The sequence below is a fragment of the Aeromicrobium tamlense genome (assembly GCF_013408555.1).
In the GTDB taxonomy this organism is placed as follows: domain Bacteria; phylum Actinomycetota; class Actinomycetes; order Propionibacteriales; family Nocardioidaceae; genus Aeromicrobium; species Aeromicrobium tamlense.
The window spans coordinates 388,627-404,662 of the sequence record NZ_JACBZN010000001.1; the positions used below are offsets into that span (position 1 = coordinate 388,627).

A 16,036-nucleotide genomic window follows, 5' to 3' on the forward strand; every position below is an offset into this window, starting at 1 on the left:
ATCAGCTGTGCTGCACGATGAAGTCGACGACGGAGTCGACGGACGCGAAGGTGGCGCGCGTCTCCTCCTCCGCGGCGAGCGGGCGGCCGATGCGGTCCTCGACGAAGACCGCGACCTCGGCGATGCCCAGGGAGTCCAGCACGTCGTCGACCAGCGGCGAGTCGTCCTTCAGCTCCTCGGGATCGAGGGGGATGAGCTCCCCCAGGATCAGGTCGCGCAGCTCCTGCACCAACTCGTCTCGCGTGGCCATGGGTACTCCTCATCTCCGCAACCGCTGGTGTTCCACCGAGTGTCCCCGACCTCGGTGTCACCGGACAGTACCAGTCGAATAACGCTGAATTCTCGGGTTCTGGGCAACCGTGGGACGGTACGATCAGGGGTACCGGACCACGTATTTTCACAGGAGTCACAGGACTCTCTGCTGATACCCGCCGACGGGAGGAGTTTCCATGGCGAGGATCTGGATCGCGGCCGCCGCCGCGGTCGCGGCCGTGGCGCTCGCGGCCGGCGTCGGCATCGCCGTGGCCGCCGACGTCGAGGACGTGGCCGGCGAACCCTTCACCCCTGCCGAGGCGAGCGAGGCCGACGTGAGAGCTCTGGAATCGACCAAGGTCTTCTTCGCCCACCAGTCCGTGGGCGACGACGTGCTGCGGGGGCTCGCCCTCGTGCACGAGCGCGAGGGACTGCCGCAGCCGGCGGTCGCCGAGGGCACGAGCGTGGCCGGACCGGGCGTCACCCACATGCACGTGGGCACCAACGGCGACCCGATGGGCAAGATCGAGGAGTTCGACTCCGTCGTGCGCTCCGGCGTCGGCGACGACGCCGACGTCGTCGTGTTCAAGCTCTGCTACGTCGACCTGTGGGCGTCCACGGACACCCGGAAGGTCTTCGCGGCCTACCGCGACACGCTGCGCTCGCTGCAGGAGGCGTACCCCGACACCGCGTTCGTGGCCACCACCGAGCCGCTCACCACCCGCCGCAGCTGGAAGGGCTGGGTCAAGAAGGCGATCGGCCGCGACGACGGCCTGGCCAACCAGCACAACATCGCCCGCGAGCAGTACAACCAGCTCGTGCGCGCCGAGTTCACCGAGCCGGGCGAGCTGTGGGACATCGCCGCGATGCAGTCCACCACCCCGTCGGGCGATCGCGTGGCCGCCGTCGAGGACGGTCAGACCTTCTACTCCCTCTACGACGGCTACGCCCGCGACCCCGGCCACCTGAACGAGGAGGGCAGCGTCGTCGCCGCCGAGAGCTTCCTCGCCGCGGTCTCGGCCGCCACGCCCCGGTGACCGATGCCGCAGCCGTGGCGTGCGGCGTCGACATCGTGTCCGTCGCGCGGATCGCCGCCGCGGTCGAGCGGTCGGGCCTGCCGTTCCTGCAGAAGTACTGGACCGAGGACGAGCTCCGGTACTGCGACGGGCGGCCCGAGCGGCTCGCCGCGCGCTGGGCCGCGAAGGAGGCGGTCATGAAGGCGCTCGAGGGCGGCTTCGACCGCTTCGACCCGCTGACGATCGAGGTGCGGCGCGACGACGGGGGAGTCCCACGGCTCCGGCTGAGCGGCGCCGCCGCCGAGCACGCGCGGGCCCGAGGTCTCGAGGCCTGGTCCCTCTCGCTGTCGCATGAGCGCGAGCACGCGATCGCGATGGTCACCGCCGTCCGTCGGGCGCCGGGGTCGGCCTCGTCCTGAGGGGTCGCCCGGCGGGTCCCGCGCTGGTCCTGCCCGTAGGCTTGACAGGCCATGGCACAACCTGAATTGACGGCAGCGGTCGCCGCAGAGCCCCACCTCGTCGAGTTCGCCTCGGCCCTGCGATCCGGGGCCCGCACGGCGCAGCTCACCGCTCCTCCCGCGTTCCATCCCTTCGCCGCGTCGGCGCTCGCCGGCGACGAGTCCGTCGTCGTCGCCGTCACCGCCACCGAGCGCGAGGCCGACGACCTCGCCGCCGCGGTGGGCTCGCTCATCGGCCGCGAGCAGGTCGCCACCTTCCCCGCGTGGGAGACGCTGCCGCACGAGCGGCTCTCGCCGCGCTCGGACACCGTGGGCCGGCGCCTCGCCGTGCTGCGCCGTGTCGTGCACGGCGGCGACGAGCGCCCGAAGGTCGTCGTGGCGCCGATCCGCTCGATCCTCCAGCCGCAGGTCAAGGGCCTGGCCGACCTCGAGCCGGTCGAGCTGCGGGCGGGCCAGGACGTCGAGCTCGATGACGTCGTCGCCCGTCTCGCCGCCGCCGCGTACACCCGCGTCGACCTCGTCGAGCGTCGCGGCGAGTTCGCCGTCCGCGGCGGCATCGTCGACGTCTTCCCGCCCACCGAGGACCACCCGCTGCGCGTGGAGTTCTGGGGCGACACGGTCGACGAGATCCGGCGCTTCGCCGTGGCCGACCAGCGCACCCTCGAGCCCGTCGAGCGGCTGTGGGCGCCGCCGTGCCGCGAGCTGCTGCTGACCGACGAGGTCCGCGCCACCGCCGCGCGCTACGCCCAGAGCCACCCGTCGCTGGGCGAGCTGTTCACCAAGCTCTCCGAGGGCCATGCCGTGGAGGGCATGGAGTCGCTCGCGCCCGTGCTGGCGGGCGAGATGGAGCTCTTCGTCGACCTGCTGCCGCCGGGATCGACGATCATCGCCTCCGAGCCCGAGCGCATCAAGGCGCGCGCTGCCGACCTGTTCGCCACGAGCGAGGAGTTCCTCGCCGCGTCGTGGGCCACCGCCGCCGGGGGTGGCGAGAGCCCGATCGACCTCGGCTCGGCGGGCTTCCACGAGCTCGGCGACGTCCGCGACCACGTGGCCGAGCTCGGCCTGGGCTGGGGCGAGGTCTCCTCGTTCGCCCTCGACGCGTCGCACGTCGTCGACGCCGAGCCCGCGCCGCAGTACCGCGGTGACACCGAGGCCGCGGTCGCCGACATCGTGAAGTGGCGCGCCGACGGCCGCCACCTCGTGGTGGTCGCTCCGGCCCACGGCCAGGCCCAGCGCAGCGTCGAGTGGCTCGCCGAGCACGACATCCCCGGCTCGATCGTCGACCGCGCCTCCGGCACCGACGGCGTCGAGCAGGGCGTCGTCCAGGTGATCTGCGCCGACATCGCCCACGGCTTCGTCTCCGAGTCGCTCGGCCTCGTCGTGCTGACCCGCGACGACCTCGTCGGCCAGCGCGCGCCCGAGCGCACCGAGAAGTCGATGCCCGTGCGCCGCCGGCGCCAGATCGACCCGCTCGAGCTCAAGCCCGGCGACCCGGTGGTGCACGAGCAGCACGGCGTCGCCCGCTACGTCGAGCTGGTCAACCGTGTCGTCCACGGTGCGGCGCGCGAGTACCTCGTGCTGGAGTACGCGCCCAGCAAGCGCGGTCAGCCCGCCGACCGCCTCTTCGTGCCGATGGACCAGCTCGACCAGGTCAGCCGGTACGTGGGTGGCGAGTCGCCCACGCTCGACCGCCTCGGCGGCGGCGACTGGACGAACCGCAAGAACCGCGCCCGCCGGGCCGTGCGCCAGATCGCCGACGAGCTCATCAAGCTCTACGCCGCGCGCCAGTCGACGAAGGGACACGCGTTCGGCCCCGACACCCCGTGGCAGGCCGAGCTCGAGGACGCCTTCGCCCATGTCGAGACGCCCGATCAGCTCGCCACGATCGACGAGGTCAAGCGCGACATGGAGCGCACCGTGCCGATGGACCGCCTCGTGTGCGGCGACGTCGGCTACGGCAAGACCGAGATCGCCGTGCGCGCCGCGTTCAAGGCCATCCAGGACGGCAAGCAGGTCATCCTGCTCGTGCCGACCACGCTGCTCGTGCAGCAGCACTACGCCACGTTCGCCGAGCGCTTCGGCCAGTTCCCGGTCACCATCAAGCCGCTCTCGCGCTTCCAGACCGAGAAGGAGTCCAAGGCCACGCTGGAGGGCCTGGCCGACGGCTCGGTCGACCTCGTGATCGGCACGCACCGACTGCTGCAGCCCGGCGTGCGGATCAAGGACCTCGGTCTCGTGATCGTCGACGAGGAGCAGCGCTTCGGCGTCGAGCACAAGGAGGCGCTCAAGCACCTGCGCGCCGCCGTCGACGTGCTCAGCATGTCCGCCACGCCGATCCCGCGCACGCTCGAGATGGCCGTCACCGGCATCCGCGAGATGAGCACGATCGCCACGCCTCCGGAGGAGCGCCACCCGGTGCTCTCCTTCGTCGGCGCCTACGACGACAAGCAGGTCACCGCCGCGATCCGGCGCGAGCTGCTGCGCGAGGGCCAGGTCTTCTACCTGCACAACCGCGTGCAGAGCATGGACAAGGCCGCCGCCCGCCTGCGTGAGCTCGTGCCCGAGGCCCGCGTCGCCGTGGCCCACGGCAAGATGGGCGAGCACCAGCTCGAGGAGGTCATGGTCGACTTCTGGGAGAAGCGGTTCGACGTGCTGGTGTGCACCACGATCGTGGAGTCGGGACTCGACGTCTCGAACGCCAACACCATGCTCATCGAGCGCGCCGACACCCTCGGCCTCTCGCAGCTGCACCAGCTGCGCGGCCGCGTGGGCCGTGGTCGCGAGCGGGCCTACGCCTACTTCCTCTACCCGCCGGACAAGCCGCTCACCGAGACGGCGCACGACCGCCTCGTCACGATCGCGCAGCACTCCGAGCTGGGCGGCGGCATGGCCGTCGCGATGAAGGATCTCGAGATCCGTGGCGCCGGCAACCTGCTCGGCGGCGAGCAGTCGGGCCACATCGCCGACGTCGGCTTCGACCTCTACATCCGACTCGTCGGCGAGGCGGTCGCGGAGTTCCGCGGCGACGCGGCGCCCGAGAAGGAGGTCAAGCTCGAGCTGCCGGTGGAGGCGCACCTGCCGCACGACTACGTGCCCAGCGAGCGACTGCGCCTCGAGATGTACAAGCGGCTCGCGGACGTGCGGGCCACGTCCGACATCGACGAGCTGCGCACCGAGCTCGAGGATCGCTACGGCCGGATGCCCGACTCGGTGGAGGCGCTGCTCGACGTGGCGAGGCTGCGGGTGAAGGTGAGGGCGGCGGGGCTGTCCGAGGTCACCTCGGCCGGCTCGAACATCCGCTTCAACCCGGTCCAGCTGTCCGAGTCGGCGAAGCTGCGGATGAACCGGGTCTACCCCAAGAGCCTGTACAAGGAGGCCGTGAAGGTCCTCCTCGTGCCGGCTCCGCGCGAGCCCGGCATCGGCGGCAAGCCGCTGCGGGGGCGGCCGCTGCTGGAGTGGGTCGCCACGGTCGTCGACACCATCACCGGCTGATCGCCTGAGAGGGTCCCAAGAGGTTCCGAAACCGCCCGAATCGCGGGCGGATCCGGGTTACTGTCAGGCGTGACCGACGCCCAGACCACCGAGGCGCCGCCCGCGGCGAAGCCGCGCTGGCGGCGCGTGCTGCGCAGCCTGACGATCGTCACCTCGATCGTCGTGGCGATCGCCGTGGTGGCCGCGCTCGGCACCGGCCTGTGGCTCCAGGACAAGCTCGGCGGCCAGGTGGACCACCTGCCCTCGGCCATGCCGGCGGGCGACCGTCCGGCGGAGTCGCCGGGCGACTCGATGAACATCCTGTTGATGGGCAGCGACAAGCGCGTCGACGGCTCGGTCGCGGGTCAGCGCAGCGACACGATGATGGTCGTGCACGTCCCGTCGAACCGTGAGGGCATCGGCGTCATCGGGATCCCGCGCGACTCGTGGGTGCAGGTGCCGGGCCACGGCCCCGCGAAGATCAACGCGGCCTTCGCGTGGGGCGGTCCCGCGCTCGCGGTCGAGACGGTGGAGAACCTCACCGACGTCCGGATCGACCACGTCGCGGTCATCGACTGGGAGGGCTTCAAGGCGCTCACCGACGCCCTCGGCGGCGTCGAGATCACGGTGCCGAACACCGTCACCGACGGCTACTCCGGCCGCACGTGGCGCGCCGGAACCCAGCGCATGGACGGGGCGACGGCGCTCGACTACGTGCGTCAGCGGGCCGGTCTCGCGGGCGGCGACTTCGACCGCATCAAGCGCCAGCAGAACTTCCTGCGGGCCCTCATGGCGCAGACCCTCTCGACCGGCACCTTCGCCAACCCGGTGCGGCTCTACGGCGCGCTCGACGCGGTGACGAAGAACCTCTCCGTGGACGAGGGCTGGTCCACCGGCGAGCTGCGCGACTTCGCGTGGTCGCTGCGCTCGATCCGCGGGTCCGACGTCGCGTTCACGACCGTGCCGGTCAAGGGCACGGGCATGGAGGGGGAGCAGAGCGTCGTCTACCTGGATCGCCAGGCGGGCGAGGACCTGTGGCAGGCCGTGCGCGAGGACACGGTGGCCGAGTGGGTCGCCACGACCGGCGCGGGCCTGCCGTCCGACGTGAACTGAGTCACGCTCGGTAGTCTGACGCCATGTCGAAGACCCGCCTGGCCGTCCTCGGACTCGCCGCGCTGCTGATGGCGGGCTGTGGCCCGGTCAACCCCGGCGCCGCGGCCGTCGTCGACGGCACCCGGATCCCCATGTCCGACGTCGATGACGTCGCCGACGTGTACTGCACCGCCTCGCTCTCGGGCCAGGGCGGCAGCGCCGCCGGCATCGACTCCTCCGCGCTGCGTCGCCAGTCGGTGGCCGACCTCGTGTCCGGCGCCGTCGCCGACCGCGTGGCGAAGGAGCGCGGCTACCAGGTCACGGTCCCGGCGCTCGCCGCCGCCGACCGCGAGCAGCTGGAGCAGATGTTCGGCGACGACCTCGACGCGGCCCTCGAGCTCATCGAGCGCAACCAGCGCACCGGCGTGATCGCGCAGCAGATGGCGCGCGAGGCCGACTCCTCCCTCCAGGAGGGCGAGGCGCTCCAGCAGGCCGGTCAGCAGCTGCTCGCGCAGGCCACCGCCGACAGCGACATCGAGATCGACCCGCGCTTCGGCCTCGACGACACCGTCCAGCAGATCGCCGACAGCGGGTCGCTGTCGGTCGCCGGCGGCGAGCTCGACGCCACCGCCACCGAGGACCGCCCGGCCGCGCTGCAGTGCTCCTGACGTGAGCGACGAGTTCGACCGCCTCGTGGAGGTCATGCGTCGGCTGCGGGCCGAGTGTCCGTGGACCCGTGAGCAGACCCACGCCTCGCTGCGCCACTACGTCATCGAGGAGGCGTACGAGACGGCCGAGGCGATCGACCTGGCCGATTCGGGCCACCTGCGCGAGGAGCTGGGCGACCTGCTGATGCAGGTGGTCATCCATGCCGCGATCGCCGAGTCCGACGACGAGGGCTGGAGCACCGACGACGTCGTGCGCGAGATCGCCGACAAGCTCGTGCACCGCAATCCGCACGTGTTCGGCGACGTCACGGTGTCGTCGGCGGCCGAGGTGGACGCCAACTGGCAGCGCCTCAAGGCCGAGCGCAAGCAGCGCACCCACCCCTCCGAGGGCATCCCGAAGGACCTGCCGGCCCTCATGGCCGCCGACAAGGTGCTGGGCCGCGTCGACCGCCCCGTCGAGGGCGACGACCTGGGCGCCCGCCTCCTGAGGCTCGTGGCAGAGGCCAGGGACCAGGGCGTGGACCCCGAGGCCGAGCTGAGGCGCGCCACCCGCCGCCACGCCGACGGCTGACCCAGGATCCGCCTCCGGCGGACGAGATGTGTAGCGCTGTCCACCCTTTTTCGGCCGATCCGACCGCAAAATGGTGGCTGCCGCTACAGATCTCGGGCGCCTCGGGCGACGGTGATCTGCGGGGCGTAGAGCGCCATGAGGTCGAGGGCCTTGGCGTGGTTCTCCGGCGTGGAGCCGGCGCAGGCCTCGGCCACGACCTTCACGGTCGCGCCGGCGTCGGCCGCCGCCAGGGCCGTGGAGATCACGCAGCAGTCGGTGGCCACGCCGGTGAGCACGAGCTCGGGCGCCGGGCCCGTGACCGCCTCCAGCGCCGGCCACTTGCCGAACGTGGTCGCGTCGACCGTGCCGTCGGAGGCGAGGTCGGTCACCTCGGGCACGAGGTCGAACAGCGCGTCGTCGGCGGGCCGGTCGGCGAACGGCCATGCCGCGAAGTACGCGTTCCAGCCGCCCACCCGCTCGGCACCGGCCGCGGGCACCCACCGCGTGACGATCGTGCGGTGCCGGGCGGCCAGCTCGCGCACGGGCTCCACGATCGCGCCGAACATCGGCGACCCCCACGGCGAGTCCGGCGCCGCGAAGACCCGCTGGGGGTCGATCACGACGAGCCAGGGCTCGCTCACGCGCGGCCCTCCTGACGGGCGACCCGCGACCGCTGGAACACCAGCGTGACGAGGAACCCGATCGCGAAGGCCAGCAGGACGCCGAGGTTGGCGTAGGCCCAGTTGCCGGTCCAGTAGCCGCCGTCCGCGACCCACTCGCCGAGTCCGAGCGGCTCGATCAGGTAGCCCTGCCAGTTGTTCCAGCTGGCGTCCTGGGCGAAGCTGTTGACCACCAGGCCCCAGCCGACGACCGAGGCGACGGCCATCGTGATCACGGGCACCCAGTTCACGGCGCCGTAGCGGCCCGAGGAGTCGAACAGCGCCTCCTCGTCGTAGTCCCGCTTCCGCAGCGCGATGTCGGCGATCATGATGCCCGCCCACGCCGCGATCGGGACGCCGAGCGTGATGAGGAAGCTCTGGAAGGGCGCCAGGAAGCTCTCGGCGAAGAAGACCACGTAGATCGTGCCGAGCGTGAGGATGACCCCGTCGATGAACGCGGCGGCCGGTCGCGGGATCCGCACGCCGAGGCTCAACAGCGTGAGGCCCGACGAGTAGATGCCGAGCACCGCGCCGCTGACGAGCGCGAGCACCGAGGCCACGAGGAACGGCACGAGGTACCACGTGGGCAGCACGGTGGCCAGGGTGCCGATCGGGTCGTTCACGATGCCGGCGCTGAGCTCCTCGGAGGAGCCGGCCAGCAGGATGCCGTAGAGGACGAGCACCACCGGGGCGAGCGCTCCGGCGAACGTGTTCCACAGGACGATCTGGGCGCCGCTGGTCTCGCGGCGCTGGTAGCGCGACCAGTCGGCGGCGATGTTGATCCAGCCGAACCCGAAGCCGGTCATCACCATGACGAACGCGCCGACGACCGCCTGGCCCGAGCCGTTCGGCATCGAGGTCACGGCGTCCATGTCGATCTCGTCGACGGTGAGCACGATGTAGCCGATCGTGGCGATGCCCGTCAGCCACGTGAGAACCGACTGCATGGCCATGATGATGTGGTAGCCGGCGACGGAGGCGGCGACGATGAGCGCGGCCACCACGATCATCGCGATGACCTTGACGGCGTCGCCGCTGCTCCAGCCGAGCTCGCGGAAGACCGTGGCGGTGGCGAGCGTGGCCATGATCGCCAGGAACGTCTCCCAGCCGATGGAGATGAGCCAGCTGAAGACGCCGGGCACCTTCTGGCCGACCACGCCGAACGGCGCGCGCGAGAGGATCATCGTCGGCGCGGAGCCGCGCTTGCCCGCGATGGCCACGAGGCCGCACGCGGCGAACGACACCACGATGCCGAGGACGGCCACGATCGTCGCCTGCCACAGCGACAGGCCGAAGCCCAGCACGTAGCTGCCGTAGGAGATGCCGAAGACCGACACGTTCGCGGCGAACCAGGGCCAGAACAGGTCGGAGGGCCGCGCGACGCGCTCGCTCTCGTCGATGATCTCGATGCCCGTGGTCTCGATGCCCGCGCGGCGGACCTGGTCGAGCCCGCTGCCGGGGCCCTCGCTGTGAATCGTCATGACAGACCTCCCTCGTACCTGCGCTCACTGTCCCACGCGCGGGACGCAGGATGAGGCATGGCGCCCCGCTGCGGGACCCGAATGCCTCATCGTGCGTCCGCCCGCCGCGGGGCCTCCTCGATCCGGGTCGTCACGGCGCTAGGCTGACTCTGCTGGACCCCCACACCCCGAACCCACTCGAGGAGCCTGCCGTGGCCATCATCGACGACGTCGCCGCCCGCGAAATCCTGGACTCCCGGGGCAACCCGACCGTCGAGGTCGAGGTCGTCCTGGACGACGGCACGCTGGGCCGTGCCGCAGTGCCCTCCGGCGCCTCCACCGGCCAGTTCGAGGCCGTCGAGCTGCGCGACGGTGGCGACCGCTACCTCGGCAAGGGCGTGCTGAAGGCCGTCGAGGCCGTCAACACCACGCTGTGCGAGGCCCTCGTGGGCTTCGACGCCGACGACCAGCGCGCGATCGACGAGGCCATGCTCGACCTCGACGGCACCCCCAACAAGGGCAACTTCGGCGCCAACGCGATCCTCGGCGTCTCCCTGGCCGTCGCGCACGCCGCCGCCGAGTCGGCCGGTCTGCCGCTGTTCCGCTACGTGGGCGGCCCCAACGCCCACGTGCTGCCCGTGCCGATGATGAACATCCTCAACGGCGGCGCCCACGCCGACTCCAACGTCGACGTGCAGGAGTTCATGATCGCGCCGATCGGCGCCGAGTCCTTCGCCGAGTCGCTTCGCTGGGGCGCCGAGGTCTACCACGCGCTGAAGGGCGTGCTGCACGACCGCGGCCTGTCCACGGGCCTGGGCGACGAGGGCGGCTTCGCGCCGAACCTCGAGAGCAACCGCGCCGCGCTCGACCTCATCGCGATCGCCGTCGAGAAGGCCGGCCTCACGCTCGGCTCCGACATCGCGCTGGCGATGGACGTCGCCGCGAGCGAGTTCCACGGCGAGGGCGGCTACACCTTCGAGGGCGTCGCGAAGTCGTCCGACGAGATGATCACCTACTACAGCGAGCTCGTCTCCTCGTACCCGATTGTCTCGATCGAGGATCCGCTGGACGAGGAGGACTGGGCCGGCTGGACCGCCATCACCGCGGCCCTGGGCGACAAGACCCAGCTCGTCGGCGACGACCTGTTCGTCACCAACGTCGAGCGCCTGAGCCGTGGCATCGCCGAGAAGGCCGGCAACGCCATGCTCGTCAAGGTCAACCAGATCGGCTCGCTGTCCGAGACGCTCGACGCCGTCGACCTGGCCCACCGCGCCGGCTTCCACAACATGATGAGCCACCGCTCGGGCGAGACCGAGGACGTCACGATCGCCGACCTCGCCGTCGCCACGAACTGCGGCCAGATCAAGACCGGCGCCCCGGCCCGCTCCGACCGCGTCGCGAAGTACAACCAGCTGCTGCGCATCGAGGAGCTGCTCGGCCCCGCCGCCAGCTACGCGGGCGCCGGCGCCTTCCCGCGGTTCGCCTGAGCCATGGCCGGACGCGGATCGTCCCCGTCGTCGCGTCGACCCACGGGTCGGCGCGACGGACGGTCGACCCCGCGCACCACGGCCCGGCCGCAGGCCGCGCCCGTCGCGTCGTCCGGTGGCTCCGGCACCCGGTTCACCACCCGGGCACTGATCCTGCTGGGCGTCGCGGTCATGCTGATCGCCTCCTACACCACGTCGGTGCACGCCTGGTGGCAGCAGCGGTCCGAGATCGCCGCGCTCGAGGCACAGAACCGCCAGACGCAGCAGGACATCGCGCAGCTGGAGGACCAGGAGCGCCGCTGGAGCGATCCGGCCTACATCCGTCAGCAGGCCCGCGAGCGCTTCGGCTGGGTCATGCCCGGTGAGATCGGCTACCGCGTGATCGGCGTCGACGGCGAGCTCAAGGGCCAGTCGTCCACCCTCGAGGAGCCCGAGGTCGCCCCGCGCCGGCCGTGGGTCGAGCGGCTGTGGGGCTCGGTCGAGGCCGCCGGCACCCCCGACCGGGCCGCGGAGCCCACCGACGCCGACCCCGAGCTGGAGACCGACGAATGATCGACCCCGCGGACATCGCCGCGATCACCGAGCAGCTGGGCCGCCCGCCCCGCGGCATGATCGAGGTCTCCTCGCGCTGCCCCTCGGGTCACCCGAACGGCGTGAAGACCGAGCCGCGGCTGCCCGACGGCACCCCGTTCCCCACGCTCTACTACCTGACCTGCCCGCGGCTCACCGGCGCGATCGGCACGCTCGAGGCGTCGGGCCTGATGGCCGAGATGACCCAGCGACTGGGGGAGGACGACGAGCTCGCGGCGGCCTACCGCGCCGCGCACGAGTCCTACCTCGCCGAGCGCGAGGCCATCGGTCACGTCGACGAGATCGACGGCATCAGCGCCGGCGGCATGCCCGACCGCGTCAAGTGCCTCCACGTGCTGGTGGGCCACTCGCTGGCCAAGGGCCCGGGCGTCAACCCTCTCGGCGACGAGGCCGTCGCCCTCCTCGGCGACTACTGGGGCCACTCCGCCTGCGCCCCCGCCGCCGACCAGGCCCCGCCCTCCGCCTGATCCGCGCGTCCCGCGCGCCAGATGTGTAGCGGCATCCACCGTTTTCTCTCGGATCCAAGGGATTTTTGGTGGGTATTGCTACACATCTCGGGCACGCCCGTGCCGCGGTGAGAGGCGACCCCGATAGCCTGACGGCATGGCTCGAAGCACGGTGGCGGCGATCGACTGCGGGACCAACTCCATCCGACTGCTGATCGCCGAGATCGAGGGCGACGCCAAGACCGACCTGCTGCGCGAGATGCGCGTGGTCCGTCTGGGACAGGGTGTGGACGAGACCGGCACCCTCGCCCCCGAGGCCGTCGAGCGCACGCTCGAGGCCTGCCGCGAGTACGGCGGGGTCATCGACGCGATGGGCGTCGACGTGGTCTCGTTCGCCGCGACCTCGGCGATGCGCGACGCCGACAACGCCGCGGACTTCTCCGACCGGGTCGAGGAGATCCTCGGCGTCCGGCCGCGCGTGCTGACCGGCGAGGAGGAGGCACGCGCCTCCTTCGAGGGCGCCACCGGCGACGTCGCCGAGGCGCTCACTGCCGTCATCGACCTCGGCGGCGGCTCCACCGAGGTCGTCCAGGGCCTCGGCGCCCCGACCTTCTCGCACTCGTTCGACCTCGGCTCCGTGCGGATGACCGAGCGCTTCCTGCTCACCGACCCGCCGTCCGTGGCCGAGGTGACCGCCTGCATGACGCACCTCGACGCGGTCCTCGCGCCGGTGCTGTCCAGGCTGGAGCCGTCCGACGAGATCGTCGGCGTCGCGGGCACCATCACCACGATCGCGGCGCACTCGCTCGCGCTGCCCTCCTACGACAGCGAGGTGATCCACCAGGCGCGCATCCACGTCGACGACGTCCGCGCCGCCTGTGGCTCCCTCATGCAGATGCCCGTCGCCGACCGCCGCGCCCTGCCGTACATGCACCCGGGCCGCGCCGACGTGATCGCGGGCGGTGCGCTCATCCTCGACCGGGTGCTCGAGCACCTGCCGCGCACCATCGAGGAGCTCGTCGTGAGCGAGCAGGACATCCTCGACGGCATCGCCTGGGCCGCCGCGAGGGAGGTCGCCTGATGCGCATCTCGGTTCCCGACTCCTCCTGGCAGGGCGTCCTCGACGACCTCCCCGTCGAGGTCGTCGAGTGGGACGGCAAGGCCCCGCAGCCCGAGGGCCAACTCGACCTCGCGGTCTGGCCGTACACGCTCGACCCCTCCGACATGGCCGCCGTCGACGCCTCCCGCATCGGCCTGATCCAGGGCCAGTCGCTGGGCTACGACGGCGTCGCCGACGTGCTGTCGGCCGGCGGCCGCTACGCCAACGCCGTCGACGTGCACGAGGACTCCACGGCCGAGCTCGCGATGGCCTTGCTGCTCGCCGCCGTGCGCAAGCTCGACGTCTTCGCCGCCCAGCAGGCCGAGGGCATCTGGCGCAAGAGCTGGACCACCAGCCTGCTCGACCGACGCGTGCTGCTGCTCGGCGTCGGCGGCATCGGCCGGCGGATGGCCGCCCGGCTCGACGGCTTCGGCTGCGAGATCGTCCGGGTCGGCACCCGCGCACGCGACGACGAGCACGGCCACGTGCACGGCACCGACGAGCTCGCCGACCTGCTGCCCACGGTGGATGCCGTCGTCGTGGCGGTCCCGCTGACGCCCGACACCGAGCGGATCGTCGACGCGGAGTTCCTCGCCGCCCTGCCCGACGGCGCGATCGTCGTCAACGTGGCCCGCGGCCGCACGGCGGACACCGACGCCGTCCTCGCCGAGGCCGGCCGGATCCGCTACGCCTCCGACGTCTTCGACCCCGAGCCGCTGCCGGCGGACCACCCGCTGTGGTCTGCGCCCGGCGTCATCATCACGCCGCACGTCGGCGGGATGACCTCGGCGATGGCGCCGCGCATCCAGGCCGTCGTGCGCGGCCAGGTGGAGCGGCTGCTCGCAGGGGAGGAGCCGGCGGACGTCGTCGTGGACCACCGCGAGTCCTCGGACTCGTAGGCTGGGCCAGGCTCCCGTAGCCCAACGGCAGAGGCAGACGGCTTAAACCCGTTTCAGTGCGGGTTCGAATCCCGCCGGGAGCACGCGCTCAGGACTGCTTGAGCTCGATGGCCGACCAGGTCTCGTCGAGCTCGAGCGGCGCGGCGGTGTCCCAGCCGTACTCGTCGACGCCCGCGCGCAGGATCGACAGGGGCAGTGCGTCGGAGGGGTAGAGCACCCAGACGCGGCCGATCGAGCCCAGGCGCGGCAGCACGTCGTCGAGCCGCATGTGGAACTCCTGGCTGTTCGACACGGCGATCACCGCGGTGTCGATGCCGGAGGGTCGCACGGGGTCGGTGGGCTCGGGCTGGTTCTCGGCGCCGGTCCACGTGTCGTCGAACCAGCTCTCGGACTGCTCGGGCTCCTCGTCGGCGTACGTCTCCACACCCTCGGGCAGGGGGTCGAGCACGGCCGTCTCCTCGACGGTGTCGCCCACGATCCACAGCAGCGATCCGGGCTCGATCCCGAGCAGCTCGGCCGTGGTCCGCTCGTTGCTCATGGGGTCATCCTAAGCGCCGAGACGTCGCGGATCGTGCGTCCCTTGGCGATGCCCTTCGCCTCGAACTTCGTGATCGGCCGGCCCTCGAACCGCTCGGCCCAGTCGCCCGAGGTCGTGAAGCCCTCGGCGCGCCCGACCACCTCGAGCATCTGGTCGGCGTAGTCCTGCCAGTCGGTGGCCAGCCGCCACACGCCGCCCGGCTTGAGGACGCGGTGGACGAGGGGGACGACCTCGTCCGTGACGAGGCGGCGCTTGTGGTGACGCTTCTTGTGCCAGGGGTCCGGGAACCAGACGCGCACCTCGTCGACGCTCTCGGCCGGCAGCATCCGGGTGAGCGCGGGCACGGCGTCGACGACCGCGAGCCGCACGTTCTCGACCCCCTCGTGGCGCAGCTGGACGAGGGTCTGGGCGACGCCGGGCACGTAGACCTCGAGGCCGAGGAAGTCGGTGTCGGGGTCGAGCCTCGCGGCGTGCACGAGGGACTCGCCGCGGCCGCTGCCGATCTCGAGCACCAGGGGAGCGTCGCGGCCGAAGAGCTCGGCCGGGTCGATCGTGAACCCGTCGGCCACCGAGGTGCTGGTGCGCCCGCGCGGCACGTCGACGACGAAGCGGTGGGCGACGTCGTCCCACGCGTCCTGCTGGCGCTCGGTGAGCCGGCCGCCGCGCCGGGTGAACGACACGACCTCGCGTCGGAACGGGTCTTCGTCGTGATCCGTGCGATCTTCGGCGGTTTCGGGCATGGTCCGAACCTATCGAGCCTGCCATCGTGAGCGGCATGGCGATCATCCCCGACACCAAGGACTGGACCTGGGTCCTGCAGCAGACCTGTGAGGAGTGCGGCTTCGACGCGGACGCGGCAGAGCCCACGCGGGCGGGGGAGGAGGTCCGCGCGATGGTGCCGCGGTGGGGTGAGGCGCTGGCCCGGCCCGACGCCGCGCAGCGCCCGGACGACGCGACGTGGTCGGTGCTGGAGTACGCGTGCCACGTGCGCGACGTGCTGCACCTGTTCGCCGACCGCCTCGCGCTGATCCGCGAGCAGGACGGGCCGGAGTTCGCGAACTGGGACCAGGACGCCACGGCGGCCGAGTCCCGCTACGCCGACCAGGATCCCGCCGTCGTCACCGCCGAGCTCGCTCCGGCCGCCGACGCGTTCGCGGCCGAGATCGACGCCGTGCGCGACTGGTCGCGCCCCGGCCTCCGCTCCAACGGCTCGGCCTTCACCGCCGACACGCTCACGCGCTACGCCCTGCACGACCTCGTGCACCACTTGCACGACGTCCGGGCCTGACGGTTTCCCCGGTTAACCGGGGAAACCGTCACTTCACGTGGTTCGCGAACCCCGTGAAGTGA

17 protein-coding genes and 1 tRNA gene are annotated in these 16,036 nt (G+C 71.8%); 13 read left to right on the plus strand and 5 right to left on the minus strand.

From position 1 onward, the window contains the following. Position 1 precedes the first annotated feature (1 nt). Positions 2–250: an acyl carrier protein gene (locus BJ975_RS01950; RefSeq protein WP_179423128.1), complete on the minus strand. Its 249-nt coding sequence runs from the start codon at positions 248–250 to the stop codon at positions 2–4. Between the two features lie 199 nt (positions 251–449). On the opposite strand from BJ975_RS01950, the gene BJ975_RS01955 reads away from it, so the two are divergent. The 6 genes from BJ975_RS01955 (at position 450) to BJ975_RS01980 (ending at position 7,528) form a co-directional block, all read left to right on the plus strand. Next, entirely contained in the window at positions 450–1,289 is an 840-nt protein-coding gene (locus BJ975_RS01955; protein ID WP_179423130.1) for a hypothetical protein, read from the plus strand. Continuing rightward, on the plus strand, positions 1,286–1,687 hold the full coding sequence (gene acpS / locus BJ975_RS01960; protein WP_218845708.1) for a holo-ACP synthase: 402 nt from the start codon (positions 1,286–1,288) through the stop codon (positions 1,685–1,687). The genes BJ975_RS01955 and acpS overlap by 4 nt, the downstream gene beginning before the upstream one ends. Positions 1,688–1,738: 51 nt before the next feature. After that, positions 1,739–5,218: a transcription-repair coupling factor gene (gene mfd / locus BJ975_RS01965; RefSeq protein WP_179423132.1), complete on the plus strand. Its 3,480-nt coding sequence runs from the start codon at positions 1,739–1,741 to the stop codon at positions 5,216–5,218. Between the two features lie 69 nt (positions 5,219–5,287). Continuing rightward, a complete protein-coding gene (locus BJ975_RS01970) occupies positions 5,288–6,310 on the plus strand; it encodes an LCP family protein (protein WP_218845709.1) in 1,023 nt (340 codons plus the stop codon). 23 nt (positions 6,311–6,333) lie between these two features. Beyond that, positions 6,334–6,957, plus strand: a complete 624-nt coding sequence (locus BJ975_RS01975) for a hypothetical protein (RefSeq protein WP_179423134.1) — start codon at positions 6,334–6,336, stop codon at positions 6,955–6,957. 1 nt (position 6,958) lies between these two features. Further along, positions 6,959–7,528 carry a MazG family protein gene (locus BJ975_RS01980; RefSeq protein ID WP_317628222.1) on the plus strand — a complete coding sequence of 190 codons (570 nt, stop codon included), beginning with the start codon at positions 6,959–6,961 and terminating at the stop codon, positions 7,526–7,528. Between the two features lie 83 nt (positions 7,529–7,611). Here BJ975_RS01980 and BJ975_RS01985 read toward each other — a convergent pair whose 3' ends face one another. Together BJ975_RS01985 and BJ975_RS01990 are read right to left on the minus strand one after the other, a co-directional pair. Continuing rightward, a complete protein-coding gene (locus BJ975_RS01985; protein ID WP_179423136.1) occupies positions 7,612–8,148 on the minus strand; it encodes a cysteine hydrolase family protein in 537 nt (178 codons plus the stop codon). Beyond that, positions 8,145–9,647 (minus strand): purine-cytosine permease family protein, encoded by a 1,503-nt coding sequence (locus tag BJ975_RS01990; protein WP_179423138.1) that lies wholly within the window; start codon positions 9,645–9,647, stop codon positions 8,145–8,147. Before BJ975_RS01990 ends, BJ975_RS01985 begins: the two co-directional genes overlap by 4 nt. 191 nt (positions 9,648–9,838) lie before the next feature. Between BJ975_RS01990 and eno the strand changes: the two genes are divergently transcribed. The 6 genes from eno to BJ975_RS02020 all read left to right on the plus strand — a co-directional run bounded on the left by eno (position 9,839) and on the right by BJ975_RS02020 (position 14,231). Then, on the plus strand, positions 9,839–11,113 hold the full coding sequence (gene eno, locus BJ975_RS01995; protein ID WP_179423140.1) for a phosphopyruvate hydratase: 1,275 nt from the start codon (positions 9,839–9,841) through the stop codon (positions 11,111–11,113). A gap of 3 nt (positions 11,114–11,116) precedes the next feature. Further along, complete coding sequence (locus tag BJ975_RS02000; protein WP_179423142.1) at positions 11,117–11,665, plus strand: FtsB family cell division protein; 549 nt, start codon at positions 11,117–11,119, stop codon at positions 11,663–11,665. After that, positions 11,662–12,171, plus strand: coding sequence for a DUF501 domain-containing protein (locus tag BJ975_RS02005; RefSeq protein WP_179423144.1), 510 nt, complete (start codon positions 11,662–11,664; stop codon positions 12,169–12,171). The genes BJ975_RS02000 and BJ975_RS02005 overlap by 4 nt, the downstream gene beginning before the upstream one ends. A 136-nt stretch (positions 12,172–12,307) precedes the next feature. After that, positions 12,308–13,231 (plus strand): Ppx/GppA phosphatase family protein, encoded by a 924-nt coding sequence (locus BJ975_RS02010; RefSeq protein ID WP_179423146.1) that lies wholly within the window; start codon positions 12,308–12,310, stop codon positions 13,229–13,231. Next, positions 13,231–14,148 carry an NAD(P)-dependent oxidoreductase gene (locus BJ975_RS02015; protein WP_179423148.1) on the plus strand — a complete coding sequence of 306 codons (918 nt, stop codon included), beginning with the start codon at positions 13,231–13,233 and terminating at the stop codon, positions 14,146–14,148. The genes BJ975_RS02010 and BJ975_RS02015 overlap by 1 nt, the downstream gene beginning before the upstream one ends. A gap of 10 nt (positions 14,149–14,158) precedes the next feature. Continuing rightward, positions 14,159–14,231: transfer RNA gene (locus tag BJ975_RS02020), tRNA-Leu, on the plus strand. A gap of 5 nt (positions 14,232–14,236) precedes the next feature. Here BJ975_RS02020 and BJ975_RS02025 read toward each other — a convergent pair. Then, positions 14,237–14,686, minus strand: coding sequence for a hypothetical protein (locus BJ975_RS02025; RefSeq protein ID WP_179423150.1), 450 nt, complete (start codon positions 14,684–14,686; stop codon positions 14,237–14,239). Next, positions 14,683–15,426 (minus strand): tRNA (guanosine(46)-N7)-methyltransferase TrmB, encoded by a 744-nt coding sequence (gene trmB / locus BJ975_RS02030; protein WP_179423152.1) that lies wholly within the window; start codon positions 15,424–15,426, stop codon positions 14,683–14,685. Before trmB ends, BJ975_RS02025 begins: the two co-directional genes overlap by 4 nt. A gap of 35 nt (positions 15,427–15,461) precedes the next feature. Here trmB and BJ975_RS02035 point away from each other — a divergent pair, with 35 nt between their 5' ends. Further along, the gene (locus BJ975_RS02035; protein ID WP_179423154.1) at positions 15,462–15,974 is read left to right on the plus strand and encodes a DinB family protein; all 513 of its coding nucleotides are present in this window, start codon (positions 15,462–15,464) and stop codon (positions 15,972–15,974) included. The last annotated feature ends 62 nt before the right edge of the window (positions 15,975–16,036 follow it).

Excerpts from the sequence above, each read along its gene's own strand:
- BJ975_RS01950 (WP_179423128.1), bottom strand. The coding sequence starts at position 250 with ATGGCCACGCGAGACGAGTTGGTGCAGGAGCTGCGCGACCTGATCCTG.
- BJ975_RS01955 (WP_179423130.1), top strand. The coding sequence starts at position 450 with ATGGCGAGGATCTGGATCGCGGCCGCCGCCGCGGTCGCGGCCGTGGCG.
- mfd (WP_179423132.1), top strand. The coding sequence starts at position 1,739 with ATGGCACAACCTGAATTGACGGCAGCGGTCGCCGCAGAGCCCCACCTC.
- BJ975_RS01975 (WP_179423134.1), top strand. The coding sequence starts at position 6,334 with ATGTCGAAGACCCGCCTGGCCGTCCTCGGACTCGCCGCGCTGCTGATG.
- BJ975_RS01990 (WP_179423138.1), bottom strand. The coding sequence starts at position 9,647 with ATGACGATTCACAGCGAGGGCCCCGGCAGCGGGCTCGACCAGGTCCGC.
- BJ975_RS02000 (WP_179423142.1), top strand. The coding sequence starts at position 11,117 with ATGGCCGGACGCGGATCGTCCCCGTCGTCGCGTCGACCCACGGGTCGG.
- BJ975_RS02005 (WP_179423144.1), top strand. The coding sequence starts at position 11,662 with ATGATCGACCCCGCGGACATCGCCGCGATCACCGAGCAGCTGGGCCGC.
- BJ975_RS02010 (WP_179423146.1), top strand. The coding sequence starts at position 12,308 with ATGGCTCGAAGCACGGTGGCGGCGATCGACTGCGGGACCAACTCCATC.
- BJ975_RS02015 (WP_179423148.1), top strand. The coding sequence starts at position 13,231 with ATGCGCATCTCGGTTCCCGACTCCTCCTGGCAGGGCGTCCTCGACGAC.
- BJ975_RS02025 (WP_179423150.1), bottom strand. The coding sequence starts at position 14,686 with ATGAGCAACGAGCGGACCACGGCCGAGCTGCTCGGGATCGAGCCCGGA.
- trmB (WP_179423152.1), bottom strand. The coding sequence starts at position 15,426 with ATGCCCGAAACCGCCGAAGATCGCACGGATCACGACGAAGACCCGTTC.
- BJ975_RS02035 (WP_179423154.1), top strand. The coding sequence starts at position 15,462 with ATGGCGATCATCCCCGACACCAAGGACTGGACCTGGGTCCTGCAGCAG.